Source organism: Chloroflexota bacterium (assembly GCA_018829775.1).
Lineage (GTDB): Bacteria > Chloroflexota > Dehalococcoidia > Dehalococcoidales > RBG-16-60-22 > E44-bin89.
In genome coordinates this window covers 18,419-41,724 of record JAHJTL010000026.1, presented here as the reverse complement: position 1 = coordinate 41,724, position 23,306 = coordinate 18,419, and the positions used below count along the sequence as shown (strand labels likewise).

The window sequence follows — 23,306 nt, the reverse complement described above, 5'->3', positions numbered from 1 at the left end:
GTATACTCACCTTCAAGCTACACCGACGGGAAAGCATACCCTGACCGCATGGCAGCGAACAGGTAAGCAGTAACATAGCTGCGATAGGGCGACCAGCGTGATGAATACTCCAGAGCCTCTTCCGGCTTCAATGGCTCACCTTTATTCAGTAACTGCCCGAGGACGCGGCAGAGAGCCAGGTCATCGTGGGGGAAGCCATCATCACGCCCCAGGGCACGGATAAGCAGCCACTGCGCCGTCCACAAGCCAACGCCACGAAGGCCGGTCAGCATTCGGATTACGTCTTCGTCAGAAAACGCGTGCAGGCCTTCTAGGTCAAGTTCCCCGGTGACAACTCCGGAGGAAATATCAATAATGTATTCTGACTTCCTGGCGCTGAACCCCAGAGCGCGCAGCCCATCTATCCCGGCGCTCACCAGAGCATCAGGTCGAGGGAAACTATGGTAAACGGTGCCCGCTACTTCCAGGGTTGGACCATAAATTTCGATGAGGTCTGTGCGCAGCTTGCGCGCCACATGGGCACTGATTTGCTGTCCCAGAATTGCCTGAATGAGCGCCTCATAAACCGATGCCGCATGGGGAATATGAAGGCCCCACAGCCCCCGAACAAGCGGCGCCAGCGCCCGGTCATTCATTGCCATCCGGTAGAATGGTTTTATATCCCGGTCAATACCCAGTATCCAACCTATTCGCTCACGTGCTCTGGCTATCATAGCACCGTCAAGAGTTGGGTCGAGGAGTTCTACCTCCAGTAGTGGCGAATCCACTGTGCCTGAAGCTCGAACACTGGCCAGACAAAGCCATTCCCCCAGGCCCAGCAATCGCTGATAGACTCCATCTTCAAAGACGTCCCCACCGTAACGACCCCGAAAGAAGGTGGCATAGGCAGCAGTGAGAGCGAAAGAATAGGGTGGCCTGGGCTGCAGAGAAATAGTGGCTCGTTCCATATCACTCTGCGAGGAGAAGTCAGTGTTTACCGAGGTGTTGGGCTTCCAGTTCGAGAAGCGCCTGCTTCCGGTGCAGTCCACCGCCATAGCCCACCAATCCGCCGTTGACCCCGATAACGCGATGGCAGGGCACGATAATCGCCACCGGATTGGTGCCAATGGCCTGTCCAACAGCACGACTGGCCTCGGGGCGTCCCAGTGCTCCGGCTATTTGGCCGTATGACCTGGTCTCTCCATAAGGTATATTCAAGAGTAAATTCCAGACTTGACGTTGGAACTCCGTGCCACGAAGGTCGACGGGAACGCTGAACTGATGCAAATCACCGGTGAAGAAGGCATTGAGCTCAGCGATTATTCCATCATTATGACCTTTAGCGTCTTTGACTTCGATGCCTCTTTTACGCCACCGCGCCGCCATTGATGTCATATGTGATTCAGTTTTGACGCAGACAGCGCCGCTAGTAGAACTGCCGATGATATACTTTCCAAGCGGACTTTTGTATTGGCTTAAGAAAAATGTTTCCACAGCAATGATTCCCGTATACTTAAGTGACACCAAAATACGAGCTTCACCAGTATACCATAAATGTTTTATTTCAGTCTTTCCAGCAGGTCCTTGCGGCTCGTCATAGATGACACCGTTTCCAGGAATTCCTTTAGTGAGTCACTCTGTTCTCTCAGCCTCTTCAACTCATCCCCGATGGGACTTATGGAGGTCGGCCGGTCGGCATAGGCACCATAAAAGGCAAAGTAAGCCTGGTTCAGCTTCCTTATCTGGTATCCCTTTGACGCGAGGTACTGTCGCTTCTCCTCCATAAATGCCTCAGCTTGCTCGATTTCACCCCGCGCCAGATAGCCATCCACCACCCTTCGTATCTCGCGCATCTCACGATCGAAATCAAACTCCGACTTTTTACTCTGCTCGCTGTCCGTGCTTTTCAAATCTGGATAGTAACTCTCCGCAACCATATCACCGATCTCTTTGCCAATCATACTGGCCACGGTTTCATTCAGGGTGGCAATTTCATAGTCGCGTTTTAAACCCAGCACGTCCAGCGCGTAACGAAACCCCATGGGTTTGAAGAACAGGTACTGATGCAGCCACTCCTCTGCCGCCGCGTCAACGGTAAATCGCAGACTTGCCTCGTTGGTCACAAATGCCGGGTAAGTCCCGCCAAAACCACCGAGTCCTACCACGATTGAAGACACGCCCAGTTTATCAACTTCTCCTTCAATTTGCTGTATTTCTGCCACCCCAACTTCCTGTCGGAGCACAATCTCCCGCATGGTTTCAATTCTGTCCCGGGGAGAGATGACCAGCAAATGAGGCGGTCTCTCCAGTTTGAAGTTCAAGGGCGGGAAATTTACTTTAAACTTTACGTACTTATCAATTGGATGATAGATATCCTGCCGAGTAAGTATCTCCTTTATCTGCCCGGCAATGACCTTTTCCGCAGCATTCACCAGAGAATCCCTTTTCTGCCGCAATTCACTCAGTTCAGCTTCAAGAGAAGCCAGGTCGCCCGTCTTGTTGCCCGCTTTTATCGCCTCTATCTCAGATGTCACGGTTTTAATCCGCTCTACCGTATCAAAGTAATCCTTTACCTGTTCCATTTCATCGCCAGTTGCCTTGTCCCGGCCACCAATTGCCCCCCTGACCCCCTCAGCAAAGGTACTGGCCTCCCACTGCGCGATGTGGAAACGATAAGGCCTGACAATCTGGTTTAACCGTTTGCTAAAATCCTTCGTGCCAGCACACCCGGCGCCGAGTAAACAAAATGAGATTAAAACTGCCATTACTGTGAGCTCTATCTTCAATCCATTCTCACCGCAATTTTAGCCAGTTCCCACGAATACTCGTAGAGGTGCAGGCCCTTGCTCATGGCGATTATCTCCCCGTCCTCAACCCCTACCTCACTGGCCATATATTCCTTCAGCAGCTGAATTGCCGCCAGGTTTGAAGGAAAACCGGCCCAGAGGTCCCAGGAACGGAAGTAGACCACGAAGTTGAGTTTGTTATGCCTGATTCGGGTGTCTATGGCCCTCAGGCAGGGAGGGTCGGAAAGAAAGATGGACTGGGCATCACCCACCGCCATAAAGGCCTGATTGGTGTTATAGCCATCTTCCTGGTACATCTTGATTACCTCGGCGATCTGTTTTTCCAGGTACTGGCCGTAGGTATACTGCTCTCCCTCTCTCCGGTGTGCCGCCATCAGGTATGGCAGGTATTCCTCTATATAATCCATCGTGCTTGGCGGCGGCACCCCCTGCGGCACATCGGGTACCAGCGGCCTTGTCCCAGGATATTGAATCTTAACGACGACGAAGTCAAGCTCCTTCCGGTTCTGACCGGCATAGCTTCCCCGCTCGATTTTATACTCGAAACCGTCGGTCAGCGTTTTACAGACACACTGGAACCAGGCTTCGGAGAGGTCGCGTGCTTCAATAAAGGCAATATTCATCCCGCAAGTCCTTTCGGCTGCATATTTCCAGCTACTTCTTTCTGAAGATGGCAAAAAATCTATCCTGGTACTCGGCAAAGAGGTTCCAGAGGTCGAGCTCCTTCTTCAGTTCATCCGGGTCGAATTCGCCCTTCATCACCCGACGGAACATCTCCTCGATTCTCACCCTAGCATCCATGGGTACGCCACTGGCATCCATGTCCAGCAGCCCTCTCGCCCCCATCTGTGCGATATGGTGCGGTAATGAACCTCTGGCCACTTCATAGATGAATTTGAGCAATGACACATCCCAGAGCTCGTCTTCACCCTTTATGATTGCCGCCAGGGGGTCACCATGCTTATCAATCTCAGCATTAAGCCTGTCGACCACGGTCCGCCAGTGCCCCGAGACAATGTTAAGCTCCTTGGGCTCATTTCGGTAGGTGTAAAAGAGGCCCGGGGCATCGGAACCATAGGTCTTGATGAGCGCATCAAGGTAACGGCGAGCTTCATGGCTGAACCCTTCCAGATGGGAGAGATAGTACGGGGTGACTATCTTCGGCCTTTCCGCAATAACCCTCCCTTCCCGTACCACCGTCTCATTAACCTCCCTGGTCAGCTCTGCGTATGCCGGCTCGGTAAGCAGGTAGTAGTGGATATTGGTCGTGCCGAAAGTAGCCAGTTTCTGTTTCGGTAGCCGTATCACCTCGGTGCGCCAGACGGCATATTCAATTCGGTCATCGTTAGCAGTCATCTGATTCCTCTACGGTATTGCCGACAGCTCCTGTTTGTATTCATCAAGCAGTTTTGTATATTGCATGTCCAGCTGTGCCAGCATATGGCGCCATTCCTCCTGGAACTGAGGCTGGCTTTCCACGTCGATTCTGACATTGGCCAGCGAACCCATCTGCTGCTTAACCGCCTGCTGTATCCTCGCTTCAACATCAACCTTCAACGACTCATACGCCTGTTTTCGCTGCTGTTCGCCCTGCTCCGCATAGTGGTCAAAAACACGCCTCATCTTGCTGAAAACGTTCTCCGCGCTCACCTTGTCATTCTTCAGTAGCTTTATCCCTTCCATCACCCGCTTGTTCTTCTTGCGCAAATAATCGTTTCTGGGCAGCTCTACGTTCCGTACCAGCACGTCCTGAGCCCCTCCGATAACGTACCCTTTCGCCTTTTCCTCGAACTTGCCCAGCTCGGATAGTAAATTCAGGTTTTGTTTTAAGTGCCGCGCGGCCAGTTTCTCCCCTTCCGGAACGTATTTCCACTTCATACGTTCCTCTTCCGTTACCTCCCCCAGTTTCTCCACCTTCTCCATGGCTATTTCCAGCGCGCTCTTTATTTCCTCTCCCATATTTGTTTCCCCCGCTTCGATTACAGTGAACTCAACTTGCCAAAGGTTTCCCTTTTTAAGTATTATACTAAATGCCCAGTAAAGCATAAAGCATAAGCGCACGCAGATGAACCAGCCTTATATAATAAGATAGCTGACATTTACAAAGGAGGTACGTATCATGCATCAGAACTGGAAATTCCATCACGTCTCGGTGGTGGTCGGGGACATGGAAAAGGCAATCAAGTTTTACGAAGCGCTGGGAATAGGGCCATTCCCTCCCCTGCTCGGACCGCAGGGTAAAGTAGCGCTGGCGGATAAAACCTTGCAGGGCAAACCGGCGGAATGGGAACTCGACTTAAGGCACGCCGAGGGCGGTGTGGGCGACCTGACTTTCGAGCTGATACAGCCGCTGGAGGGCGATACGCCGGTCAAGGAATTCCTGAAGGAAAAAGGAGAGGGCATCCAGCATATCGGCTTTTTCGTCGACGATATTGAGCAGGAAACGGCCAAAATGGCCGAGAAAGGGTTTAAGATTACCCAGAGCGCCGAAACCCCGACGGTGAAATGGGCTTACTACGGCACCGACGCTGTTGGCGGTTTCTCCATCGAGCTCATGCAGAAGAAATGAGGCAGCTTCTTATCACACTTTCCCGGCGATTAATTCGCCCATCTCTTTGGTACCGACCTGCGTCATGCCTTCGTCCATGATGTCGTAGGTGCGATAGCCATCATTCAATACGTCGATGACAGCCTTCTCGACCACCTGTGCTTCTCTGTCCAATCCACAGGAGTAACGAAGCATCATCGCCATGCTGAGTATGGTGGCGATGGGGTTGGCCATGTTCAGGCCGGCACGACGGGGGGCGCTGCCGTGAATCGGTTCATAAAGGCCAAGGGTTCTGACACCCTCCTGGGGCACGCCGGCCAGGCTGGCTGAAGGCAGCATCCCCATTGAGCCCGCCAGCATCGATGCTTCATCGGTCAGAATATCGCCAAACGTGTTCTCGGAGACGATGACGTCAAAATGCTTCGGGTTCTGTATCAGGCGCATGGAGGCAGCGTCCACCAGCATGTGCTCCAGTTCCACATCGGGGTATTTTGCCGAAAGACCCGTCGCCACCTGTCGCCACAGCCGTGAACATTCCAGCACATTGGCCTTGTCAACCGAGACCAGCTTTTTCTTTCTGCCGCGGGCAAGCTCAAAACCGACCCGAACAATACGCTCAATCTCCTGTTCCGAATAGGTCATGGTGTCCACTGCCCGCCAGCCTTTTGGCGTCTGCCAGCGTTTTTTCGGTCGGCCGAAGTATAGTCCGCCGGTAAGTTCACGGACAAAGATGAAATCAACTCCCTCAACCACCTCGGGTTTCAGGTTGGTGGCATTGACGAGCATTGGAAGATTCCTGACCGGACGCAGATTGGCGAAGAGCCCCAGCTTCCTGCGCAGCGCCAGCATACCATCTTCGGGACGAGCCTTGGCGTCTGGAACATCAAACCTGGGGTCACCGACCGCTCCCATCAATACGGCATCGCTTTTCCGGCTCATTTTCAACACATCCGGCGGCAGCGGTACACCGGTGGCATCAATCGCCACCCCACCGATAAGGCCGTTGTACAGTTCAAACGTGTGACCGAACTTCTTACCCGCCACCTGAAGTACATTGACCGCGGCCTCGGTTATTTCCGGGCCAATGCCGTCGCCGGGTAATACCACAATATTAAATTTCATGCTAAACCCTCCTGCTCGTCAAACGTTTTTTGGTATATTCAATCAGTCCGCCCGAGGATATAATCTCGGCCATGAAGTCGGGATAGGGATTGGCGGTAAAGGTCAGTTTTTTGGTTATGTTTTTTATCTCCCCCTTAGAGAGGTCTACTTCCAGGACATCGCCCGATTCGGTGTTGTCCACCGCCTCCTCACACTCGAGTAAAGGCAGGCCGATATTGATGGCATTGCGAAAGAAGATGCGGGCGAAGTTCTTGGCGATAACGCAGGAAATGCCGGCTGCCTTTATCGCCATAGGGGCATGCTCCCGCGAAGAGCCGCAGCCAAAGTTGGTGGTCGCCATGATGATGTCGCCCGGCTCCACCCTTTTTAGAAAATCCTCATCAATATCTTCCATGCAGTGCTTGGCCAGCTCCACCGGGTCATAGATATTGAGATAACGCGCCGGAATTATGACATCGGTATTCACATCGGCGCCGTACTTGTAAACTTTACCTTTTAGCATCAGGAAGCCTCCTCACCATTTTGATTCTCTGCTATATCTCCAACTCTTGAGTGCTGCCATCCTTCTTAAACTTCTCCACTGCACTTTTCACTAATCCTCGTAGCTCAGGCGGAATAAAGGTACACTTTTCAAGACCTCTACATAAACGCACATCCAAAGCCCCTTCCAATGCTTGGCCTTTTAGAACCTCTAGTTCACTTAAATTACCGCCACTCCTCTTAATCATTTCCAATTGTATTTGCTGTTTAAAGCCCCCAATTTTATTGAGAACCTCTTCCTGCTGTTCTACTGGAAAAGTCTCGGCTATTTTAGATAAAGTTGCTATACCTGCTGGGCCATCTGCTGTTGAGAGTCTTTCTTGAATAGATGGGGCAAGGTCAAGAATTTTTAGGTATCTTTTAATAGTTGCTACTGACACACCTGTTTCATTTGCTATCTTACTGTAGTCCTTATATTCCTCATAAATCTTTTCATAAGCTCTTGCTTTATCTATAGGGTTCATATCTGCCCTGTGTACATTTTCTATTAGAGAGATTATGGTACCATCTGTATCATCTGCAATATCTCTAATGATTGCTGGAATAGATTGCCACCCTAGATTTTGACAAGCAAGAAAGCGCCGCTGTCCAACAATTAAGTCGTAAGTGTCAGATTCGTTTCTTTTAACAGTTATTGGATTCAGCAATCCTTTTTCTTTTATGCTATTTGCTAGGTCAGATAAACTGCTATCTTCTGTTCCTGACTCCAAGTCTTTCCTCGTATTCAGTTCAGATATGCGAATTTCAGACAGTTTAATATCTTTTATTTCCATGCTAGTGCCCCGTAATAGAACTTCTCATAATTGAGTTCAGCATGATATTCCTTCTTAGTCATAAGCAAAGTGTCAATTCTAAATCTCCACTAGCGCCTTCTCAAAGTCCTTTATCACCGGCGGCTTCTTCCCCCTGCCCGGCTCAACGGTATGACCCTCGGACTGAAGATGGACAATCTGCGCCTCCACCCCACCCGGGTACTTCTCGTTCAGCTCTCCCTTGGATTTCAGCGTCCGCCAGTAGGGGGTAATCTTTTTCCCGCCTTCGCTGGCATCTTCCTCGGCGGCACGGGCGGCGATATTGCAGAAAATACCTGTGGTAATGGGACAACCGATGCTGGCACCGTGTTTTCGAGCCAGGGACTCACGAATCTGGTTAATCGTGATCAGCCTGCCTTTCGGCACACTTCTCATGATTTCATCGACTTCGATTGGGGCAGGGATGACACATGTCCCCGTTCCCCACCGCTTGCTCATCTTATCGTTAATTTCCACCACTCTGGGCAGGTCTTTGCTGTCACGCAGTTTCTCACGCCAGCTTTTCCGCATCTTGACCATCGCTCGTATTTCTCAGTACCCCGATTTCTTGCCGGCGATATGTTCAATATCGATTCTCACCACCGCGGCGCGGTCGGCCTTCTCAAATTCAATGTCCGGCTCCTTATCCCCGAACTGCCGCATAAGCGCCGTCAAACCACGGATTTTGTCTTCCTCATTTTCCAGAATATGCGCCCGGCCCACGCCGATAACGCTCCGGTACTTCGTTGACCAGCCGCAGGGTTTCTCGGCATTGATAACCTGAACATCAGCCTCTACTTCCACGCAGATCTGGTTGTTCTTTTTGATAAGGTCGATTTTGCGGCCTTCCGGCGCGCAGTGAAAATAAAAGGCGTTATCTTCGTAGCCGAAGCAGACCGGCACCACGTAAGGCTCGTTGCCATCCACGAAACCGAGCCGGCATACTCTTGCCTGCTTTATAATCTGCTCAAGCTCAGCGGCGTCGGTGATTTCCTTCTCTTTTTTCCGCATGGCCCGTTTCATTTAACAACCTCATCCGGATGGCTGATTCTGCCGGTTACGGCGCTGGCGGCGGCAACCGCCGGATTGGCGAGATATACCTCCGATTTGGGATGCCCCATTCGGCCAACGAAGTTGCGGTTGGTGGTGGATATACATCGCTCGCCTCCCGCCAGCACGCCGGTGTGCCCACCGAAGCACGGGCCACAGGTAGGCGTGCTTACCGCAGCATCGGCTTCAATAAATACCGCAATAAGCCCTTCGTTTAAAGCTTCAGCATATACCTGCTGGGACCCTGGAATAACTATGCATCGTACGCTGGGATGCACCTTCTTCCCTTTCAATATCTGAGCGGCAACCCTTAAATCATCAATTCTGCCATTGGTGCAGCTGCCGATAATTGCCTGGTCGATTTTTATGTCCCCCGCCTGAGTGACCGGCCTGGCATTGGCCGGCGAATGAGGAAATGCCACCTGCGGTTCCAGCCCCGTGACGTCATACTCAATGACCTTGGCATATTCAGCATCGGGGTCAGGCTCATACACGTTATATGGACCCTGTGCCCTGGATTTTATGTAAAGTTGTGTTTTATTGTCCACCCGGAAAAGTCCCGCCTTGCCCCCGGCTTCAATGGCCATATTGGCCATGGTGAACCGCCCGTCTATGGGCAGAGCATCGATTGCCTCTCCCGTGAACTCCATCGCCGAATAGAGTGCACCGTCAACACCAATGTCACCGATGGTGTGGAGGATGAGGTCCTTCCCCGACACCCATTTTCCCAGATTACCATGGTAGATAAATTTAATAGTCTGGGGGACTTTCATCCACAGGTCACCGGTCGCCATGGCCGCGGCCATATCGGTTGAGCCCACGCCGGTGGCAAAGGCACCCACCGCCCCGTAGGTGCAGGTATGTGAATCGCCGCCTATGACCACCTGACCGGGAAGCACAATGCCCTGCTCTGGCAGCAGAACATGCTCAATTCCCGCCTTACCGATTTCAAAGAACACCGCCTTCTGTTCGCCGCAAAACTCGCGCATCATCTTGGCGATTTCAGCGGAGGCGATGTCCCGGGTGGGCATGAAGTGGTCGAGCACCATCACGACTTTCTTCGGGTCGAAGACACGGCTCACGCCGATTTTCTGGAATTCCTTGATAGCAATCGGTGCCGTTATATCATTGCCGAGAATCACATCTACCTTGGCATTGACGAATTCTCCAGGACTCACCTTCTTCCGGTCCGTATGCGCCGCCAGTATCTTCTCAGCCAGATTCATCTCTATTCCCTTATTCCCTTCCTTCAGCCATTTTTGTGTGTTCCTAATGAAGTTTATCCTATCCAGCGAGGCATTATCAGTACGCCGAGAACAAGAGCCGTAGCTACCGCCGCAACAATATACAAACCGGTGCCAGCGGCAAGGCCTATCCCGGCTACCACCCAGATTGTAGCCGCCGTGGTCAGGCCGGCAACAATGCCTCCCTGACGGTGCAGGATAACGCCAGCTCCCAGAAAACCAACGCCGACCACCACGCCAGCAGCCACCCTGGCCGGGTCACTGGCAGCACCAAAACCATAAATGGAAAGTAGGGAGATAAGAGCGGCACCGACCGAGATGAGAATATGTGTTCTCAGCCCCGCCTGTTTTCCCGCCCTTTCCCGCTGGTACCCAATAATCGCTCCCAGAGCAGCGGCCAGCAGGAGACGCAGCACCATTTCCAGTTCGATAGGCATCTCAGCACCTACCCAGCTTTTTTCTTGCCGGCCAGCAAACGATTGAGGGCATTCATGTACGCCTTGGCACTCGCTACCATGATATCTGTGTCTGCCCCCCGACCGGTGTAGGTAACGCCATCACTCTCAATCCGGCACAGCACCTCACCGATGGCGTCAATGCCCTCGGTAATCGATTTGATACTGAATTCGGTGAGTGTGTTGGGCACTTTCACTATTTTATCGATTGCCTTAAAAGCAGCATCAACCGGCCCGCTGCCCAGTGCAGCATCAGATAACGCTTCTCCCCCAGAGCCGATTAGCACCACCGATGCCGTTGGAATGCCACGGTCGCCGCAGGATATCTGAATTCGATCAAGGTGATAGAGCTCTGAAACCGTGCGCTGCTCCTCGGCAACCAGCGATTCGACATCCCGGTCGGTTACTTCTTTCTTTTTATCCGCCAGCTCTTTGAAGGCGCGAAAGACGCGACTGAAGTCTTCATCTTCCAGACTGTAACCCAGTTCAGCCAGCCTCTCACGCAGGGCATGACGACCGCTTAACTTGCCCAGCACCAGGCTGCTCGCTGGTATGCCTACGGTTTTGGGGTCGATAATTTCAAAGGTGATGGGCATCTTGATAACCCCGTCCTGGTGTATCCCCGACTCATGCCGGAAGGCATTGGCGCCAACGATGGCTTTATTCGGCTGCACGGAAAAACCGGTCAGCTCGCTGACCATCCGGCTGGTTTTATAGATTTGCCTGGTATCAATACCGGTGCCGAGGTTGAATAGGTCACTGCGGGTCTTGATGGCCATCACGATTTCCTCAAGCGACGCATTACCCGCCCGCTCCCCGATGCCGTTGATAGTGCACTCCACCTGCCTGGCCCCGCGCCTGACGGCCTCCAGGCTATTTGCCACCGACAGACCAAGGTCATCGTGGCAGTGAACGCTGATAATTGTCTTATCGATACCCGGAACGTTGTGGAAGATGCCATCGATGAGCTTGCCGAACTCTTCCGGAATGGAATAGCCCATGGTATCAGTGATATTGAGCGTATTGGCGCCAGCCTCGATGGCCACCTGAAGTATCTGGTACAGATAGGCCGGCTCGGTCCGGCTGGCGTCCATCGGCGAGAACTCAATGTCGTCGGTGTAACTCTTCGCCCGGGCCACCATATCGCGCGTTAGCTGCAGAATTTCATCGCGGTCCTTTTTCAGCACGTGCATGAGGTGGATATCCGATGAAGATACGAATACGTGAATACGAGGATGGGCAGCACCCTTAATTGCTTCCCAGGCACGGTCAACGTCATTCGGATTCGCCCGTGCCAGGCCGCATATGATACTTCCACGCACCTCCTGAGCGATGAACTTCACCGACTCAAAATCGCCCGGTGAACTGATGGGGAAGCCAGCTTCGATGACATCCACACCGAGCTTCTCAAGCTGCCTGGCGATTTCCAGCTTCTCCTTAAGGTTCAGGCTGCCGCCGGCTGCCTGTTCACCATCGCGCAGTGTGGTGTCAAAGATAATTACTTTGTCCATCTCGCTCCCCCATTACCTAGTGCATTATTAAATTATCGGTAGTGTATCTCTCTACTTGGCAAGCCACGGCATCATCTTCCGCAGCTCGGCGCCGACTATCTCAATAGGATGCTCTCTGTCCTTGCGCGTGAGCGCGTTGAATACCGGCATACCAGCCTGGTTCTCCAGAATCCACTCCCGGGCGAAGGTGCCGTCCTGAATCTCGCCCAGGATCTCCCATAAATTCTCTCTCACCCCTTCATCAATTACCCTTGGCCCTCTGGTTATATCACCGTACCGAGCGGTATGGCTAACCGAGTCACGCATAAGGCTGATGCCGCCTTTGTAGATAAGGTCGACAATGAGCTTGAGTTCGTGGAGGCACTCGAAGTAAGCCAGCTCAGGCTGATAGCCAGCCTCCACCAGCGTCTCGAAGGTAGCTTTGAGGAGAGCCGTAACACCGCCACAGAGTATCGTTTGCTCGCCGAAGAGGTCGGTCTCGGTTTCCTCGGCGAAGGTTGTTTCCAGGACTCCGGCACGGGCACAACCGATGGCCGCTGAGTAGGCCAGCGCTTTATCCTTCGCCTGGCCGGAAGCATCCTGATGGACTGCTATCAGCGCGGGTACGCCTTGTCCCTGGGTAAAGAACTCGCGGAGCAAGATGCCCGGGCTCTTGGGCGCTATCATGGTTACATCGATGTCTGGCGATGGCACGACCTGGCTGTAATGGATGGTGAAGCCATGGGAAACCATAAGCATATTGCCCTTGGATAGTCCCGGTGCGATATGCTGATTGTAGATTCTCTGGTGCATGGTATCCGGGGCCAGCAGCATGACGATTTCCGCCGCTTTTGACGCTTCTGCCACCGAGGCTACCTTAACACCGTCAGCTTCAGCTCTCGCCTTGCTCTTACTGCCTTCCTGGAGTCCTACAATCGCTTCAAAGCCGCTATCCTTAAGGTTCAGTGACTGGCCGCGCCCCTGGTTGCCGTAGCCGATAACGGCGATTGTCTTACCTTTCAACAGTTCGAGATTAACGTCTTTTTCGTAGTACACCTTAGCCATGTCCCTTTTTACTTAACCTCCTTTATCATTTTCGCGCGCCTGTTATATCCGCGCCAATTCAGGCTAAAAACTTATTTACAATAAGTTATACCCTCCCTTTCTAGTTTTTGATGTTTTCTCTTCAACACGCAGCTGGCTGATGCTCCCCCTCAGCATGGCGATACGGCCGGTTCGTGCCACTTCCTTGACCCCAAAGCCACGCAGCAGCTTCAGCATAGAATCAACTTTATCCTCGTCTCCGGTGATCTCGACAGTCAGCGAATCAGAAGCCACATCGACAATATTAGCACGGAAGATATCGGCAATCTCAATTATTTCACTGCGGGTTGAGGAAGTCGCCTTTACCTTTATCAACGCAAGTTCTCTCACCGTGATATTGTCCGCCGTAACGTCAGCCACCTTGACCACGTTGACCACCTTGCTCAATTGCTTTCTTACCTGCTCCAGGATATTGGCCCCACCATTAACCACGATGGTCATGCGGGACAAGTTGGGCAACTCGCTGTGTCCCACGGCAATGCTTTCAATATTGAAGCCCCGCCTTCGAAACAGGCTGGCCATGCGGGTCAGTACCCCGGGCTTGTCCTCAACCAGCGCAACAAGAGTGTGCCTCATCTTTGATAAATACCGTCTCCGAATTTAGTCCCGTGAAGGGCTTTCTTCCTCGCCTCACGCCACGTCTTCGGTGGTGATATCCAGGACCTTTACCACATCGACTATTTTTTCCAGCTGCTTTCGAACCTGGCCCAAAATCACCGCCGAGCCAGAGACGACAATGGCAACCCTGGTCAGACCGGGTCGCCCGCTATCCTCAGTTTCAATGGTTTCCAGTACATTTACGCTGTGGATATTGAAACCACGTCTTCGGAAGACGTTTGACATCCGGTTCAAAACACCGGGTTTATCCTCTACCAGTGCCAGCAATATGTGTTTCGTCGGTGCCATTTTGCCACCTTCTCCGAGCTTAAATATTGCTCACTTTCAGTCTTTTAGAGTCGGAAATGGCCTTTACCGGTTGCTTGGGCTCCTCAATAATCTCGGCGACCGTTGCCCCGGGTGGCATCATCGGGTAAACGTTCTCTTCCGGCTCCACCATAAAATCGATAAGGAACGGCCCATCGTGCGCCATCGCCTGCTTAATTGCCGGGATTACTTCCTCCCGGCGCTTAACCCGTAACGCGGGCATATAGTACCCATCGGCAATTTTAACAAAGTCAGGGCAAGATATCGGCGTGGCTACGTACCGTCCTTTGTAGAACAGCTGTTGCCACTGCCGGACCATCCCCAGAAATCCGTTATTGATGATGGCTATCTTGACCGGTGCCCCTTCCTGAACAACGGTGCCCAGCTCCTGAATGGTCATCTGGAAACTGCCATCGCCATCAATGCACCACACCACGGTATCGGGACAGCCAATTTGAGCTCCCATGGCCGCAGGCAGGCCAAATCCCATGGCACCAAGACCGCCGGAAGAAATCAGCGTATTGGGCTTATTGAAAAAGTAGTGCTGCGCCGCCCACATCTGATGCTGTCCAACTCCAGTGACAACAATCGCTTCGCCTCTGGTTATTTCATATATCTGGCGGACCACGTACTGAGGCAAAAGCCCATCGTCATCCCTGATATCAATTGACGGGTGTTCTCTCCGCCAATCATCCAGCTGGTTGACCCAGTCAAGGTGGCCAACCGGTGTAATCTGCTTGTTCAGCGTCTGTAAGACCATCTTGACATCACCCACGATGGGTACGTCCACGCGGACGTTCTTGCCGATTTCCGCCGGGTCAATATCAATGTGTATGATATGGGCGTGAGGAGCAAACGCGCTTATCTTTCCCGTCACCCTGTCATCAAATCGCATACCAATGGCGATGAGCACATCAGCGCTCTCGATGGCATAATTGGCATAGACCATTCCGTGCATACCGACCATACCATAGCTGAGAGCATGCTCCTCCGGGAAGCAGCCAATGCCAAGTAAGGTAGTCATCACCGGTATCTGCGCCGTTTCCGCCAACTGTCTCAGCTCGCTGTACGCTTTTGAAATATTGACCCCTCTACCGGCAATGATAATGGGACGCTTGGCCTCGTTTATCATTTTGGCGGCCTTCTTGATTTGCGTGGGATGGCCCTGTAGCGTTGGCTTGTAGCCGGGCAAATCTATTTTATCCGGATAGCTGAAATCGGTCTGCTCTAGAAATACATCACGAGGTATATCGATCAATACGGGGCCGGGACGCCCGGTATGGGCCAGATGAAAGGCCTCCTTGATTATCGCTGCCAGATCATCTACGTCCATAACCAGATAGTTCTGTTTGGTAATGGGCAATGTTATACCGGTGATGTCTGTTTCCTGAAAGGCATCGCGGCCAATGAAGTCCCGTCGGACCTGGCCTGTTACCGCGATTATCGGGACTGAATCAAGAAAAGCATTGGCAATGCCGGTTACCAGGTTGGTCGCTCCGGGACCGGATGTAGCGAAGCATACTCCTACCTTTCCCGTTGCCCGGGCGTAGCCGTCAGCAGCGTGGGCGGCTCCCTGTTCATGGCGCACCAGAATATGCCGTAGCTGAGGATACTGCGGCAGCGTGTCATAGAGTGGAATAACCGCTCCCCCAGGAAAACCAAAAATAACATCCACCCCTTCTTTTATCAAGCTTTCACATAAAATCTGTGCACCTGTCAGCTTCATGGCAAGCCTCCCTCTAGCCTCCGAATACAGCTCCGGTACTCGCTGAGCAAACTTTCTCTGCATAATATTTGAGATAACCGGATTTCACCTTCGGTTCGAACGCCGGCAATTGTGCCAAACGGCGTTTCATTTCCTCATCCGTCAGTTCCACCGCCAGCTTGTAATTGGGAATATCGATAACAATAATGTCCCCATCTTTCAGCGCGGCTATCGGGCCCCGACTTGCCGCCTCGGGAGACACGTGACCGATGGCGGCACCACGGGAACCGCCGGAAAAGCGCCCATCGGTGATGAGAGCAACCTTGTTATCTGTTCCCAGACCACTCAGAAGAGAGGTGGGAGTGAGCATTTCCCTCATTCCCGGGCCGCCTTTCGGCCCTTCGTAGCGAATTACAATCACATCGCCCTCTTTTATTTTGTGGCCCATAATGGCCCTGGTTGCTTCTTCTTCCGAGTCAAATACCCTGGCCGGTCCGCGATGCGACAGCATTTCCGGGGCCACCGCCGACCTTCGCACCACAGCACCATCCGGAGCCAGGTTGCCAAAAAGTATCGCCAGCCCACCAGTCGAAGCAAACGCGTTATCGACCGGGTGAATTACATTGCTATCCAGTATCCTGCTGCCAGCGATGTTCTCGGCCATCGTCTTGCCCGTCACCGATTTCAGATTAAGTTTTAAAAGGCCTTTTATTTCATTCATCACCGCCGGTATGCCGCCGGCACGGTCCAGGTCCTCAATATGGTATTTGGTTTTCCCCTCTATATATGCCGGTGCCAGCTTGCAGAGACACGGTGTCTGCTGGCTTATCTCATTGACCAGCGTCAGCGGAAAGGCAACGCCCGCCTCGTGGGCAATGGCCATCAGGTGCAGCACCGAGTTGGTACTGGCGCCAAGCGCCATATCGACGGTCAGGGCATTGTAAATGGATTCCTTATTGATTAAATCACGGGGTCGAACGTTGTCCGCCAGCAATCTCATCACGGCGCGCCCGGCATCCCTTGCCAGACCCCGCCGCCTGGCATCAACCGCCGGGATAGTGCCATTGCCCGGCAGCCCTATTCCCAGTACTTCAATCAGGCAGTTCATGGTGTTGGCGGTAAACATGCCGGCACAACTCCCGCAGCCGGGACAGGCGACCTGCTCCATCCGTCCCAGTTCCTCTTCGCTCATCTTGCCACTGAGAACCTCGCCCACTCCTTCGAAGACCGAGATGAGGTCGATTTTTCGGCCATCGTCGCCAAACCGACTTGACAGCATGGGCCCGCCGCTAATAAAAATCGATGGAACATTCAACCTTGCTGCTGCCATGAGCATACCGGGAACTATCTTGTCGCAGTTCGAAATGAAAACGAGCGCATCGAAGGCATGTGCCTCAGCTACCGTTTCTGCTGAATCGGCAATAAGCTCCCGACTGGGCAGGCTGTATTTCATTCCCGGATGGTTCATACCGATGCCGTCACACACGGCGATGGTGTTGACCTCAAAGGGGACGCCGCCTCCTTCCCGTACGCCCGCTTTTACCGCCTGCGCAATATCACGCAGATGGATGTGCCCGGGAACAATCTCGCTGTAGCTGTTAATAATGCCGATAAACGGCTTGTCCATTTCGGAGCGATTGCAGCCCAGGGCGTACAGCAGAGAGCGGTGTGGCGCTCTTTCTATTCCTTTCTTGACGACATCACTCTTCACGTCCGGTTCTCCATTCTAGCTGGTCTAAAAAAAATGACGGCTACATACGCACGGACCAAATACACGTGAAAAACCGCAGTAGCCCGTATCACAAAATAGCATAGAATGAATTAAATTGTCAAACTGGCGAGTGTGTGGCTGGTCACTCCTGCCCTGAGCTGGAGTCCGGAAGCGACTGCAGTACCTGCCGTATCTCCAGCCAGCTGACCAGTCCCTGCCTCAGAAGCTGGGGTGGACTGACAGTCAAATCAACGATTGTGGAGAGCTCGTGTGATGGTATCGAACCCTGGTCCAGAATCAGGGCAACCTGTTCCGCCGCCTCCCCGAGCAGGTTGAGCACTTCCGTCACCGAGTATGGCGTCGGCTGTCCGCTGGCATTGGCGCTCGTCACTGTAATGGGCAGGTCGGTTATGGTAGCCAAGTCCAGTATCACCTTATTATCCGGGATTCTGATACCGACCGTATCGCGCCCGGCAACCAGCAGGGACGGGACGATTTCTCTCTTGGGCAGTACCAGCGTTAAAGCACCGGGCAGGAAACTGTGCGCCAGTCGCTCCGCCTCAGGACTGACGTGGGCATATCTTCCTGCCATTTCCAGTGAACTGACGGCCACGTGAATCGGGTTGGAGTAATCGCGTCCCTTGAGATTGAAGACCTTGACGATGGCTTTGGCATCAAGGGCATTAGCTGCCAGCGCGTACCCGGTATCGGTGGGGCACACTATCACAGCGCCTTTGCGGATAAGACGCGCCGCTTTCTTCAATAACCGTACCGATGGTTTCCCGGGATTGACCTCTTCAATCTCAACCCGCATATTGCACCTCAAGGGGCACATTGGGAATTACATCAAGGGACAGGTCATCTGCCTGATTCAGCATCAGTCTGGCATGGCCGGCCGCCGCAATCATGGCTGCATTATCCGTGCACAATGAGAGGGCTGGGAAATATACCTTGATGCCCTCCCTGTTACAGATATTCGTAAACACTTCTCTCAATCGCCGATTGGCCGAAACCCCTCCGGTAACGCTGACAGCGGATACTTCACGCTGCTTGGCGGCACGCATCGTCTTTGCCACCAGCACATCCACCACGGCTTCCTGAAAGCTGGCAGCAATATCTTCCAGTGGCAGTGCTTCATCACGGGCAAGCTGGTGCTTGAAGGCGTTGATGACGGCCGTTTTCAGGCCGCTGAAGCTGAAATAATATGTCTTGGCCTTTAGCAACGGCCTTGGAAAAGCAAAGGCTTTTCTGTTTCCTTCTGCAGCCAGGCGGTCTATAATCGGGCCTCCGGGAAAACCGAGGTCGAGAAACTTGGCAATCTTGTCAAAAGCTTCACCGGCGGCGTCATCAACCGTGCCGCCAAGCAGCTCATACTGGCAGTAGTCCCGAATGTATACCAGCAAGGTATGGCCGCCGGACACCGTCAAACAGACATGGGGGAACGGTATTTCAGGATTGCTCAGCAGATTGGCGAAGATATGCCCTTCGATGTGATGCACCCCGATAAGAGGAACTTGCAACGCGTAGCTGAGCGTCTTTGCCGCCGCCGCCCCGACCACTAAAGAGCCGACCAGTCCCTGTTTCGCCGTTACCGCCACCGCCTCCACGTCACGCAAGGTTTTTTCCCCGGCGTCAAGCGCCTCATTGATAACATAGCCGATAAGCTCGGTATGGCGCCGCGCCGCAATCTCGGGGACAACGCCCCCATATTTACTATGCAGGTCCAGCTGATTGGCAATGATATTTGACAGCAGCGTCCTGCCATCAGCCACCAGCGCCGCCGATGTTTCATCGCAGGAAGTCTCAATACCCAATACCAGCATCTTGGTTACCCTTACGGCGCCGCCTGAACACGCCTTCTATATTTATTGACAAAAGCCCGTGCTGTCGATTCTTTCAGGTACAGTGGTGCCAGCGCCAGTGTATCATCATGCTCCCCGTTTTCGAGGCGAGCCGCCGCCAGCAATGCCACGCTAACCCCACTGGGAACGCTTTCCAGCGCTTCAATGGCATTCGATTTCATTAGCTGGCTTAAAGCACTCCGGTATTTCTGTGCGCCGGTAGCCACCAGCACCGTGGGCTCTCTTATCAACTCGGCCAGGCCGGGAATGTCGCCAACGTAGTACTCACTTACCTGATTGATTTCGTTATTGCCACTGCGGTAGAATGCCGCATATATTGCCCCTCCGGCACCGGCGTCAACAATGGGGCAAATAAGCGTACGGCTATCGCGGGCGTGGTAGGCAAGCACTTCAAGTGTGGAAATACCCTTAATCGACTTGCCTGTGCAGTAGGCGAGCATCTTGCCCACCGTCACCCCTATTCTTATACCCGTCCAGGAGCCCGGCCCCAGACCAACGCCGAATCCTTCAATATCTTCAAGGCTGAGTTTGGCTTCCCTGAGCACGCTATCGACATTGAGCATTATTTGAGACAACGACGCTTTCCTGGTCTCGAAAACGGAATCGGCCAGAACGCGCTCACCTTCGGCCACACCGATGGCGTTGGCATAACCCGAGGTATCAAGACCGAGTACCAGCATCAGCCTTCGAGCTCCCTGAGAAGAGCGCTCGACCTCTCCCCAAAACCGGTGAATTCCAGCCTGCGCCTCTGTGGAGAAAGCACCTCGAATTGCACCTGCAGATAGTCTTCAGGCAGGAGAGGAAGCACCTTTTCCGCCCATTCCAGCACAATGACACTCGTCTCCGCCTGTGCCAGATAATCGAGCATTCCAATTTCAAACCCGACTTCTATATTATCAATACGATACAGGTCAACGTGATAGACGTGAAGCCTCCCCCTATACTCATTGACAAAAGCAAAGGTGGGACTGGTGACCTCCTTTTCCGAAACACCCAGTCCGGTGCAGAACCCCCGGGTGAAAAGCGTCTTGCCGCAGCCAAGCTCCCCAATCAGAGCAATAACACCTCCCGTGGCTATCTTTTCACCCAACCGCTTACCAAAGCGAAGCGTAGCGGCCGGGCCATTGCTCAAAAAAACGTGCGTCTTTTTAGCGGTTTTTGAAGCTGCCATTGTTTAAAAGCGGTTTGTTATTCCCCTTGATGATAGTATATCATAATGTTAACTTGTCGTCAGTGATTGATATTCTGCCGTCAGTTTTCGAAACAAAAGGATTCCAGTGTTCATTGTCAGTGGGGAGGTCTTGCTCTTCCAGATAGATAATTTTTGAGTAGTTGCCAAATTTGAATGACCGAAAATACGCTGTGACACGCTAACATTGCCACCTTGTGAACACCATATTCAACCTGGACTCGACTTGACATCCACTACCACTTTGGTACATTTATCTGAGGATATTATATACTGAAATCTGAGTACTTCTGGAGCAGGTTCACCCTTGCTTGACAAGCATAGAATAGAGCCCTATCTGAAACCTTATCGGTGGGTCATCTTGACCCTTGTATGGCTTCTATATGTTGCTTTCGGCCTAGTCAATCGCTCGATATCTCCTCTCGTCACACCAATCCTCGATGACCTTAACATGTCTTACAGTCAGATGGGCATTATCCTGGGTTCCTGGCAACTGACCTATATAGTTGTTGCTATAATAGCTGGCACCATTATTGATAAATGGGGCATGCGGAAATCTCTTTTCATCGGTACCGTCATCATTGGCTTATCGGCAGCTTTACGCTATTTCCCCAATGGATTTGGCAGTTTTTTACCCGTTGTAGCTATCTTCGGCATTGGTGGTCCCCTAATATCTATAGGTGCACCTAAAACGATTGCTAGTTGGTTCAGGGGAAAAGGTCGTGGGACAGCAGTCGGTATCTATACAACTGGGCCCTGGATTGGAGGCCTGTTCGCTCTGGCTGCGACAAATAGTTTTGTCATGCCTATAACGGGATATAGCTGGAGACTTACCTTTGTTTACTATGGCTTCCTGGCCTTAATCATAGCATTGCTGTGGTGGTTCCTGGCCAGAGATATCAAACCAACCGAGGCTACAGAAAGTGAAAGTATCGGCAAAGTCTTCAGTAGGCTCATCAAAATACGGAACGTCCGTCTTATTCTGATAATGGGACTTTTATCATTCGCTATTATGCATGGCTTTACTAACTGGCTTCCCAAGATTATGGAAAGCGGCGGTATGTCGCCAACAACGGCTGGATTTATGGCTTCTATACCCGTCATTGCCGGGATTCCAGCAGTTTTGATTATTCCCAGGCTGGTTCCACCACACCTAAGGGGACGGCTTCTAGCCCTCCTATCTTTGGTAGTAGCTGTAACACTTTTAGTGTCGGTGAATACATTGGACTTCCCCCTATTTGTGGGATTAGCATTGTTCGGTATTGCCGGTACGTCCCTGTTTCCCATTGTGATACTCATATTGATGGAAACCCCAGAAGTAGGCGAAAGGCATATGGGACTAGCGGGGGGCATATTCTTTTGTGTTGCTGAGGTTGGAGGATTTACAGGGCCGCTATTAATGGGAACCCTCGCTGATTTGACCGGGACTTTCCTCGCCGGAGCAGTTTTTCTTGCAGGTTTGAGCCTAATCATTTTTATGATGACATTATTACTAAAAGCACCGTCTGAATCTAACTAATAAAAGGTAAAAACTAACCTTTTTAATCCTTGGATTTAGACCCTGGAGAAGCAGTAAAATAGTGGTTACAAGATGACGAATTGCTGGATTACTTACCTACATTTAAATGTAGTATGACATGATTGCTAGACAATAGCCACGAATGAGTCGTAGGATTAAGAGAGAAAGCGATGATCGAGCAAGTTCTACCAAACATATATCGTATAGAAATTCCTCTTCCCCGAAGCCCGCTAAAGGCTCTCAATTCTTACCTCGTTAAAGGCGAGGGGCGTCACTTGCTCATTGATACCGGGCAGAACCGGGAAGAATGCAAGAGAGAAATGTTGGCCAGTCTGGAAGAATTGGGGGTAGATTTAACCCATACTGATTTCTTTATAACTCATTTGCACGTAGACCACTTGGGGCTGGTAGCTGACTTAATAACTGATACATCAAGAGTTTACTTTAATCAGAAAGAAGCACACATAGTCAATGCTGATAAATCTGAAGAGGGAAAACGCTGGCAAGACCGTTACGCTTTCTATACGTCAAACGGCTTTCCCAAAGCTGAACTTGAGGAAGCAATAAAGAACCATCCATTTCATCGTTATGGCTTAAAGCAACGCATCGCTTTCATCGTTTTGAGGGAAGGTGATGTTCTTGAAATCGGAGATTACTCATTTAGCTGCATTGAAACCCCGGGGCACTCTCCAGGCCATATGTGTCTTTACGAGCATAATAATAAAGTGTTGCTTTCCGGAGACCATATTCTTTTTGACATCACTCCCAACATAACGTACTGGCCCGAGATGGGAAATTCACTTAACGAGTATTTAGCCAGCTTGGACAAAGTATATAACCTGGAAGCTGATATTGTATTACCAGGTCACCGAAAAGCAGGGAGTAACCTGAGAAAAAGGATAATAGAACTTCGAGCCCATCATCAAGCCAGGTTAAATGAGGTTCTCTCTGCTCTTGAAAGTGAAAAGAAAACAGCCTTTCAAATAGCACCGTATGTAACCTGGAATTTGAAGTGCCGTTCATGGGATGATTTCCCAGCCGCCCAGAAATGGTTTGCCGTTGGAGAAACGATGGCCCATCTCAAATACCTCGAAAAGAAAGGCGCCGTAAGGAGCGCTTATGAAAACAATAAGATTTTATACTCGCTCACCTGATAACTATGATAAGGAAGCAAATGATTAAATGGAAATCCTTGAAAGGATTAAGGTATATTGGAGCAAAAGATTTAGAAAGCCAATTCACGCCATCAGTTTAATTAGATAAGGA

Annotated in this window: 26 protein-coding genes; 3 read left to right on the top strand and 23 right to left on the bottom strand. The window is 51.8% G+C overall.

Going from position 1 to position 23,306, the window contains the following annotated elements; all coding sequences use genetic code 11:
• Nucleotides 1-17 precede the first annotated feature (17 nt).
• The 6 genes from KKD83_03130 to KKD83_03105 form a co-directional block, all read right to left on the bottom strand.
• Nucleotides 18-947 carry a hypothetical protein gene (locus KKD83_03130; protein ID MBU2535145.1) on the bottom strand — a complete coding sequence of 310 codons (930 nt, stop codon included), beginning with the start codon at nucleotides 945-947 and terminating at the stop codon, nucleotides 18-20.
• A 19-nt stretch (nucleotides 948-966) separates the two neighbouring features.
• Nucleotides 967-1,374 (bottom strand): methylated-DNA--[protein]-cysteine S-methyltransferase, encoded by a 408-nt coding sequence (locus KKD83_03125; GenBank protein MBU2535144.1) that lies wholly within the window; start codon nucleotides 1,372-1,374, stop codon nucleotides 967-969.
• A gap of 164 nt (nucleotides 1,375-1,538) precedes the next feature.
• Nucleotides 1,539-2,744: a hypothetical protein gene (locus tag KKD83_03120; protein ID MBU2535143.1), complete on the bottom strand. Its 1,206-nt coding sequence runs from the start codon at nucleotides 2,742-2,744 to the stop codon at nucleotides 1,539-1,541.
• A 17-nt stretch (nucleotides 2,745-2,761) separates the two neighbouring features.
• Nucleotides 2,762-3,409, bottom strand: coding sequence for a thymidylate synthase (locus KKD83_03115; protein MBU2535142.1), 648 nt, complete (start codon nucleotides 3,407-3,409; stop codon nucleotides 2,762-2,764).
• Between the two features lie 31 nt (nucleotides 3,410-3,440).
• Entirely contained in the window at nucleotides 3,441-4,142 is a 702-nt protein-coding gene (locus tag KKD83_03110) for a hypothetical protein (protein MBU2535141.1), read from the bottom strand.
• Between the two features lie 9 nt (nucleotides 4,143-4,151).
• Nucleotides 4,152-4,745, bottom strand: a complete 594-nt coding sequence (locus KKD83_03105) for a hypothetical protein (GenBank protein ID MBU2535140.1) — start codon at nucleotides 4,743-4,745, stop codon at nucleotides 4,152-4,154.
• Between the two features lie 160 nt (nucleotides 4,746-4,905).
• Here KKD83_03105 and KKD83_03100 point away from each other — a divergent pair, with 160 nt between their 5' ends.
• Nucleotides 4,906-5,355 carry a VOC family protein gene (locus KKD83_03100; GenBank protein ID MBU2535139.1) on the top strand — a complete coding sequence of 150 codons (450 nt, stop codon included), beginning with the start codon at nucleotides 4,906-4,908 and terminating at the stop codon, nucleotides 5,353-5,355.
• A gap of 12 nt (nucleotides 5,356-5,367) precedes the next feature.
• Here KKD83_03100 and leuB read toward each other — a convergent pair whose 3' ends face one another.
• From leuB to tsaE, 17 genes are all read right to left on the bottom strand, one after another.
• On the bottom strand, nucleotides 5,368-6,456 hold the full coding sequence (gene leuB, locus KKD83_03095) for a 3-isopropylmalate dehydrogenase (protein MBU2535138.1): 1,089 nt from the start codon (nucleotides 6,454-6,456) through the stop codon (nucleotides 5,368-5,370).
• A gap of 1 nt (nucleotide 6,457) precedes the next feature.
• Complete coding sequence (gene leuD / locus KKD83_03090) at nucleotides 6,458-6,961, bottom strand: 3-isopropylmalate dehydratase small subunit (GenBank protein MBU2535137.1); 504 nt, start codon at nucleotides 6,959-6,961, stop codon at nucleotides 6,458-6,460.
• A 28-nt stretch (nucleotides 6,962-6,989) separates the two neighbouring features.
• Complete coding sequence (locus KKD83_03085; protein MBU2535136.1) at nucleotides 6,990-7,769, bottom strand: ParB/RepB/Spo0J family partition protein; 780 nt, start codon at nucleotides 7,767-7,769, stop codon at nucleotides 6,990-6,992.
• Between the two features lie 78 nt (nucleotides 7,770-7,847).
• Entirely contained in the window at nucleotides 7,848-8,327 is a 480-nt protein-coding gene (locus KKD83_03080; protein ID MBU2535135.1) for an MGMT family protein, read from the bottom strand.
• A 12-nt stretch (nucleotides 8,328-8,339) separates the two neighbouring features.
• Complete coding sequence (locus KKD83_03075; GenBank protein MBU2535134.1) at nucleotides 8,340-8,810, bottom strand: pyridoxamine 5'-phosphate oxidase family protein; 471 nt, start codon at nucleotides 8,808-8,810, stop codon at nucleotides 8,340-8,342.
• Nucleotides 8,807-10,063 (bottom strand): 3-isopropylmalate dehydratase large subunit, encoded by a 1,257-nt coding sequence (gene leuC / locus KKD83_03070; protein ID MBU2535133.1) that lies wholly within the window; start codon nucleotides 10,061-10,063, stop codon nucleotides 8,807-8,809. The genes KKD83_03075 and leuC overlap by 4 nt, the downstream gene beginning before the upstream one ends.
• A 53-nt stretch (nucleotides 10,064-10,116) precedes the next feature.
• Entirely contained in the window at nucleotides 10,117-10,518 is a 402-nt protein-coding gene (locus tag KKD83_03065) for an MgtC/SapB family protein (protein ID MBU2535132.1), read from the bottom strand.
• An 8-nt stretch (nucleotides 10,519-10,526) separates the two neighbouring features.
• Complete coding sequence (locus tag KKD83_03060) at nucleotides 10,527-12,047, bottom strand: 2-isopropylmalate synthase (protein ID MBU2535131.1); 1,521 nt, start codon at nucleotides 12,045-12,047, stop codon at nucleotides 10,527-10,529.
• Between the two features lie 51 nt (nucleotides 12,048-12,098).
• Entirely contained in the window at nucleotides 12,099-13,091 is a 993-nt protein-coding gene (gene ilvC, locus KKD83_03055) for a ketol-acid reductoisomerase (protein ID MBU2535130.1), read from the bottom strand.
• A gap of 75 nt (nucleotides 13,092-13,166) precedes the next feature.
• Entirely contained in the window at nucleotides 13,167-13,706 is a 540-nt protein-coding gene (gene ilvN, locus KKD83_03050) for an acetolactate synthase small subunit (protein MBU2535129.1), read from the bottom strand.
• Between the two features lie 54 nt (nucleotides 13,707-13,760).
• On the bottom strand, nucleotides 13,761-14,036 hold the full coding sequence (ilvN, locus tag KKD83_03045) for an acetolactate synthase small subunit (protein MBU2535128.1): 276 nt from the start codon (nucleotides 14,034-14,036) through the stop codon (nucleotides 13,761-13,763).
• A 19-nt stretch (nucleotides 14,037-14,055) separates the two neighbouring features.
• Complete coding sequence (ilvB, locus tag KKD83_03040; GenBank protein ID MBU2535127.1) at nucleotides 14,056-15,780, bottom strand: biosynthetic-type acetolactate synthase large subunit; 1,725 nt, start codon at nucleotides 15,778-15,780, stop codon at nucleotides 14,056-14,058.
• Between the two features lie 13 nt (nucleotides 15,781-15,793).
• Complete coding sequence (gene ilvD / locus KKD83_03035; GenBank protein ID MBU2535126.1) at nucleotides 15,794-17,470, bottom strand: dihydroxy-acid dehydratase; 1,677 nt, start codon at nucleotides 17,468-17,470, stop codon at nucleotides 15,794-15,796.
• 142 nt (nucleotides 17,471-17,612) lie between these two features.
• On the bottom strand, nucleotides 17,613-18,284 hold the full coding sequence (locus tag KKD83_03030) for a threonylcarbamoyl-AMP synthase (GenBank protein MBU2535125.1): 672 nt from the start codon (nucleotides 18,282-18,284) through the stop codon (nucleotides 17,613-17,615).
• Entirely contained in the window at nucleotides 18,274-19,293 is a 1,020-nt protein-coding gene (gene tsaD / locus KKD83_03025) for a tRNA (adenosine(37)-N6)-threonylcarbamoyltransferase complex transferase subunit TsaD (protein MBU2535124.1), read from the bottom strand. The genes KKD83_03030 and tsaD overlap by 11 nt, the downstream gene beginning before the upstream one ends.
• Nucleotides 19,294-19,304: 11 nt before the next feature.
• On the bottom strand, nucleotides 19,305-20,012 hold the full coding sequence (tsaB, locus tag KKD83_03020; protein MBU2535123.1) for a tRNA (adenosine(37)-N6)-threonylcarbamoyltransferase complex dimerization subunit type 1 TsaB: 708 nt from the start codon (nucleotides 20,010-20,012) through the stop codon (nucleotides 19,305-19,307).
• Nucleotides 20,012-20,464 (bottom strand): tRNA (adenosine(37)-N6)-threonylcarbamoyltransferase complex ATPase subunit type 1 TsaE, encoded by a 453-nt coding sequence (tsaE, locus tag KKD83_03015; protein ID MBU2535122.1) that lies wholly within the window; start codon nucleotides 20,462-20,464, stop codon nucleotides 20,012-20,014. Before tsaE ends, tsaB begins: the two co-directional genes overlap by 1 nt.
• A gap of 418 nt (nucleotides 20,465-20,882) precedes the next feature.
• Between tsaE and KKD83_03010 the strand changes: the two genes are divergently transcribed.
• Together KKD83_03010 and KKD83_03005 are read left to right on the top strand one after the other, a co-directional pair.
• Entirely contained in the window at nucleotides 20,883-22,040 is a 1,158-nt protein-coding gene (locus KKD83_03010; protein ID MBU2535121.1) for an MFS transporter, read from the top strand.
• A gap of 170 nt (nucleotides 22,041-22,210) precedes the next feature.
• The gene (locus tag KKD83_03005; GenBank protein MBU2535120.1) at nucleotides 22,211-23,194 is read left to right on the top strand and encodes an MBL fold metallo-hydrolase; all 984 of its coding nucleotides are present in this window, start codon (nucleotides 22,211-22,213) and stop codon (nucleotides 23,192-23,194) included.
• The last annotated feature ends 112 nt before the right edge of the window (nucleotides 23,195-23,306 follow it).

Coding starts and splice junctions, on each gene's coding strand:
- KKD83_03130 (MBU2535145.1), bottom strand. CDS start 947: ATGGAACGAGCCACTATTTCTCTGCAGCCCAGGCCACCCTATTCTTTC.
- KKD83_03125 (MBU2535144.1), bottom strand. CDS start 1,374: ATGACATCAATGGCGGCGCGGTGGCGTAAAAGAGGCATCGAAGTCAAA.
- KKD83_03120 (MBU2535143.1), bottom strand. CDS start 2,744: ATGGCAGTTTTAATCTCATTTTGTTTACTCGGCGCCGGGTGTGCTGGC.
- KKD83_03115 (MBU2535142.1), bottom strand. CDS start 3,409: ATGAATATTGCCTTTATTGAAGCACGCGACCTCTCCGAAGCCTGGTTC.
- KKD83_03110 (MBU2535141.1), bottom strand. CDS start 4,142: ATGACTGCTAACGATGACCGAATTGAATATGCCGTCTGGCGCACCGAG.
- KKD83_03105 (MBU2535140.1), bottom strand. CDS start 4,745: ATGGGAGAGGAAATAAAGAGCGCGCTGGAAATAGCCATGGAGAAGGTG.
- KKD83_03100 (MBU2535139.1), top strand. CDS start 4,906: ATGCATCAGAACTGGAAATTCCATCACGTCTCGGTGGTGGTCGGGGAC.
- leuB (MBU2535138.1), bottom strand. CDS start 6,456: ATGAAATTTAATATTGTGGTATTACCCGGCGACGGCATTGGCCCGGAA.
- KKD83_03085 (MBU2535136.1), bottom strand. CDS start 7,769: ATGGAAATAAAAGATATTAAACTGTCTGAAATTCGCATATCTGAACTG.
- KKD83_03080 (MBU2535135.1), bottom strand. CDS start 8,327: ATGGTCAAGATGCGGAAAAGCTGGCGTGAGAAACTGCGTGACAGCAAA.
- KKD83_03075 (MBU2535134.1), bottom strand. CDS start 8,810: ATGAAACGGGCCATGCGGAAAAAAGAGAAGGAAATCACCGACGCCGCT.
- leuC (MBU2535133.1), bottom strand. CDS start 10,063: ATGAATCTGGCTGAGAAGATACTGGCGGCGCATACGGACCGGAAGAAG.
- KKD83_03065 (MBU2535132.1), bottom strand. CDS start 10,518: ATGCCTATCGAACTGGAAATGGTGCTGCGTCTCCTGCTGGCCGCTGCT.
- KKD83_03060 (MBU2535131.1), bottom strand. CDS start 12,047: ATGGACAAAGTAATTATCTTTGACACCACACTGCGCGATGGTGAACAG.
- ilvC (MBU2535130.1), bottom strand. CDS start 13,091: ATGGCTAAGGTGTACTACGAAAAAGACGTTAATCTCGAACTGTTGAAA.
- ilvN (MBU2535129.1), bottom strand. CDS start 13,706: ATGAGGCACACTCTTGTTGCGCTGGTTGAGGACAAGCCCGGGGTACTG.
- ilvN (MBU2535128.1), bottom strand. CDS start 14,036: ATGGCACCGACGAAACACATATTGCTGGCACTGGTAGAGGATAAACCC.
- ilvB (MBU2535127.1), bottom strand. CDS start 15,780: ATGAAGCTGACAGGTGCACAGATTTTATGTGAAAGCTTGATAAAAGAA.
- KKD83_03030 (MBU2535125.1), bottom strand. CDS start 18,284: ATGCGGGTTGAGATTGAAGAGGTCAATCCCGGGAAACCATCGGTACGG.
- tsaD (MBU2535124.1), bottom strand. CDS start 19,293: ATGCTGGTATTGGGTATTGAGACTTCCTGCGATGAAACATCGGCGGCG.
- tsaB (MBU2535123.1), bottom strand. CDS start 20,012: ATGCTGGTACTCGGTCTTGATACCTCGGGTTATGCCAACGCCATCGGT.
- KKD83_03005 (MBU2535120.1), top strand. CDS start 22,211: ATGATCGAGCAAGTTCTACCAAACATATATCGTATAGAAATTCCTCTT.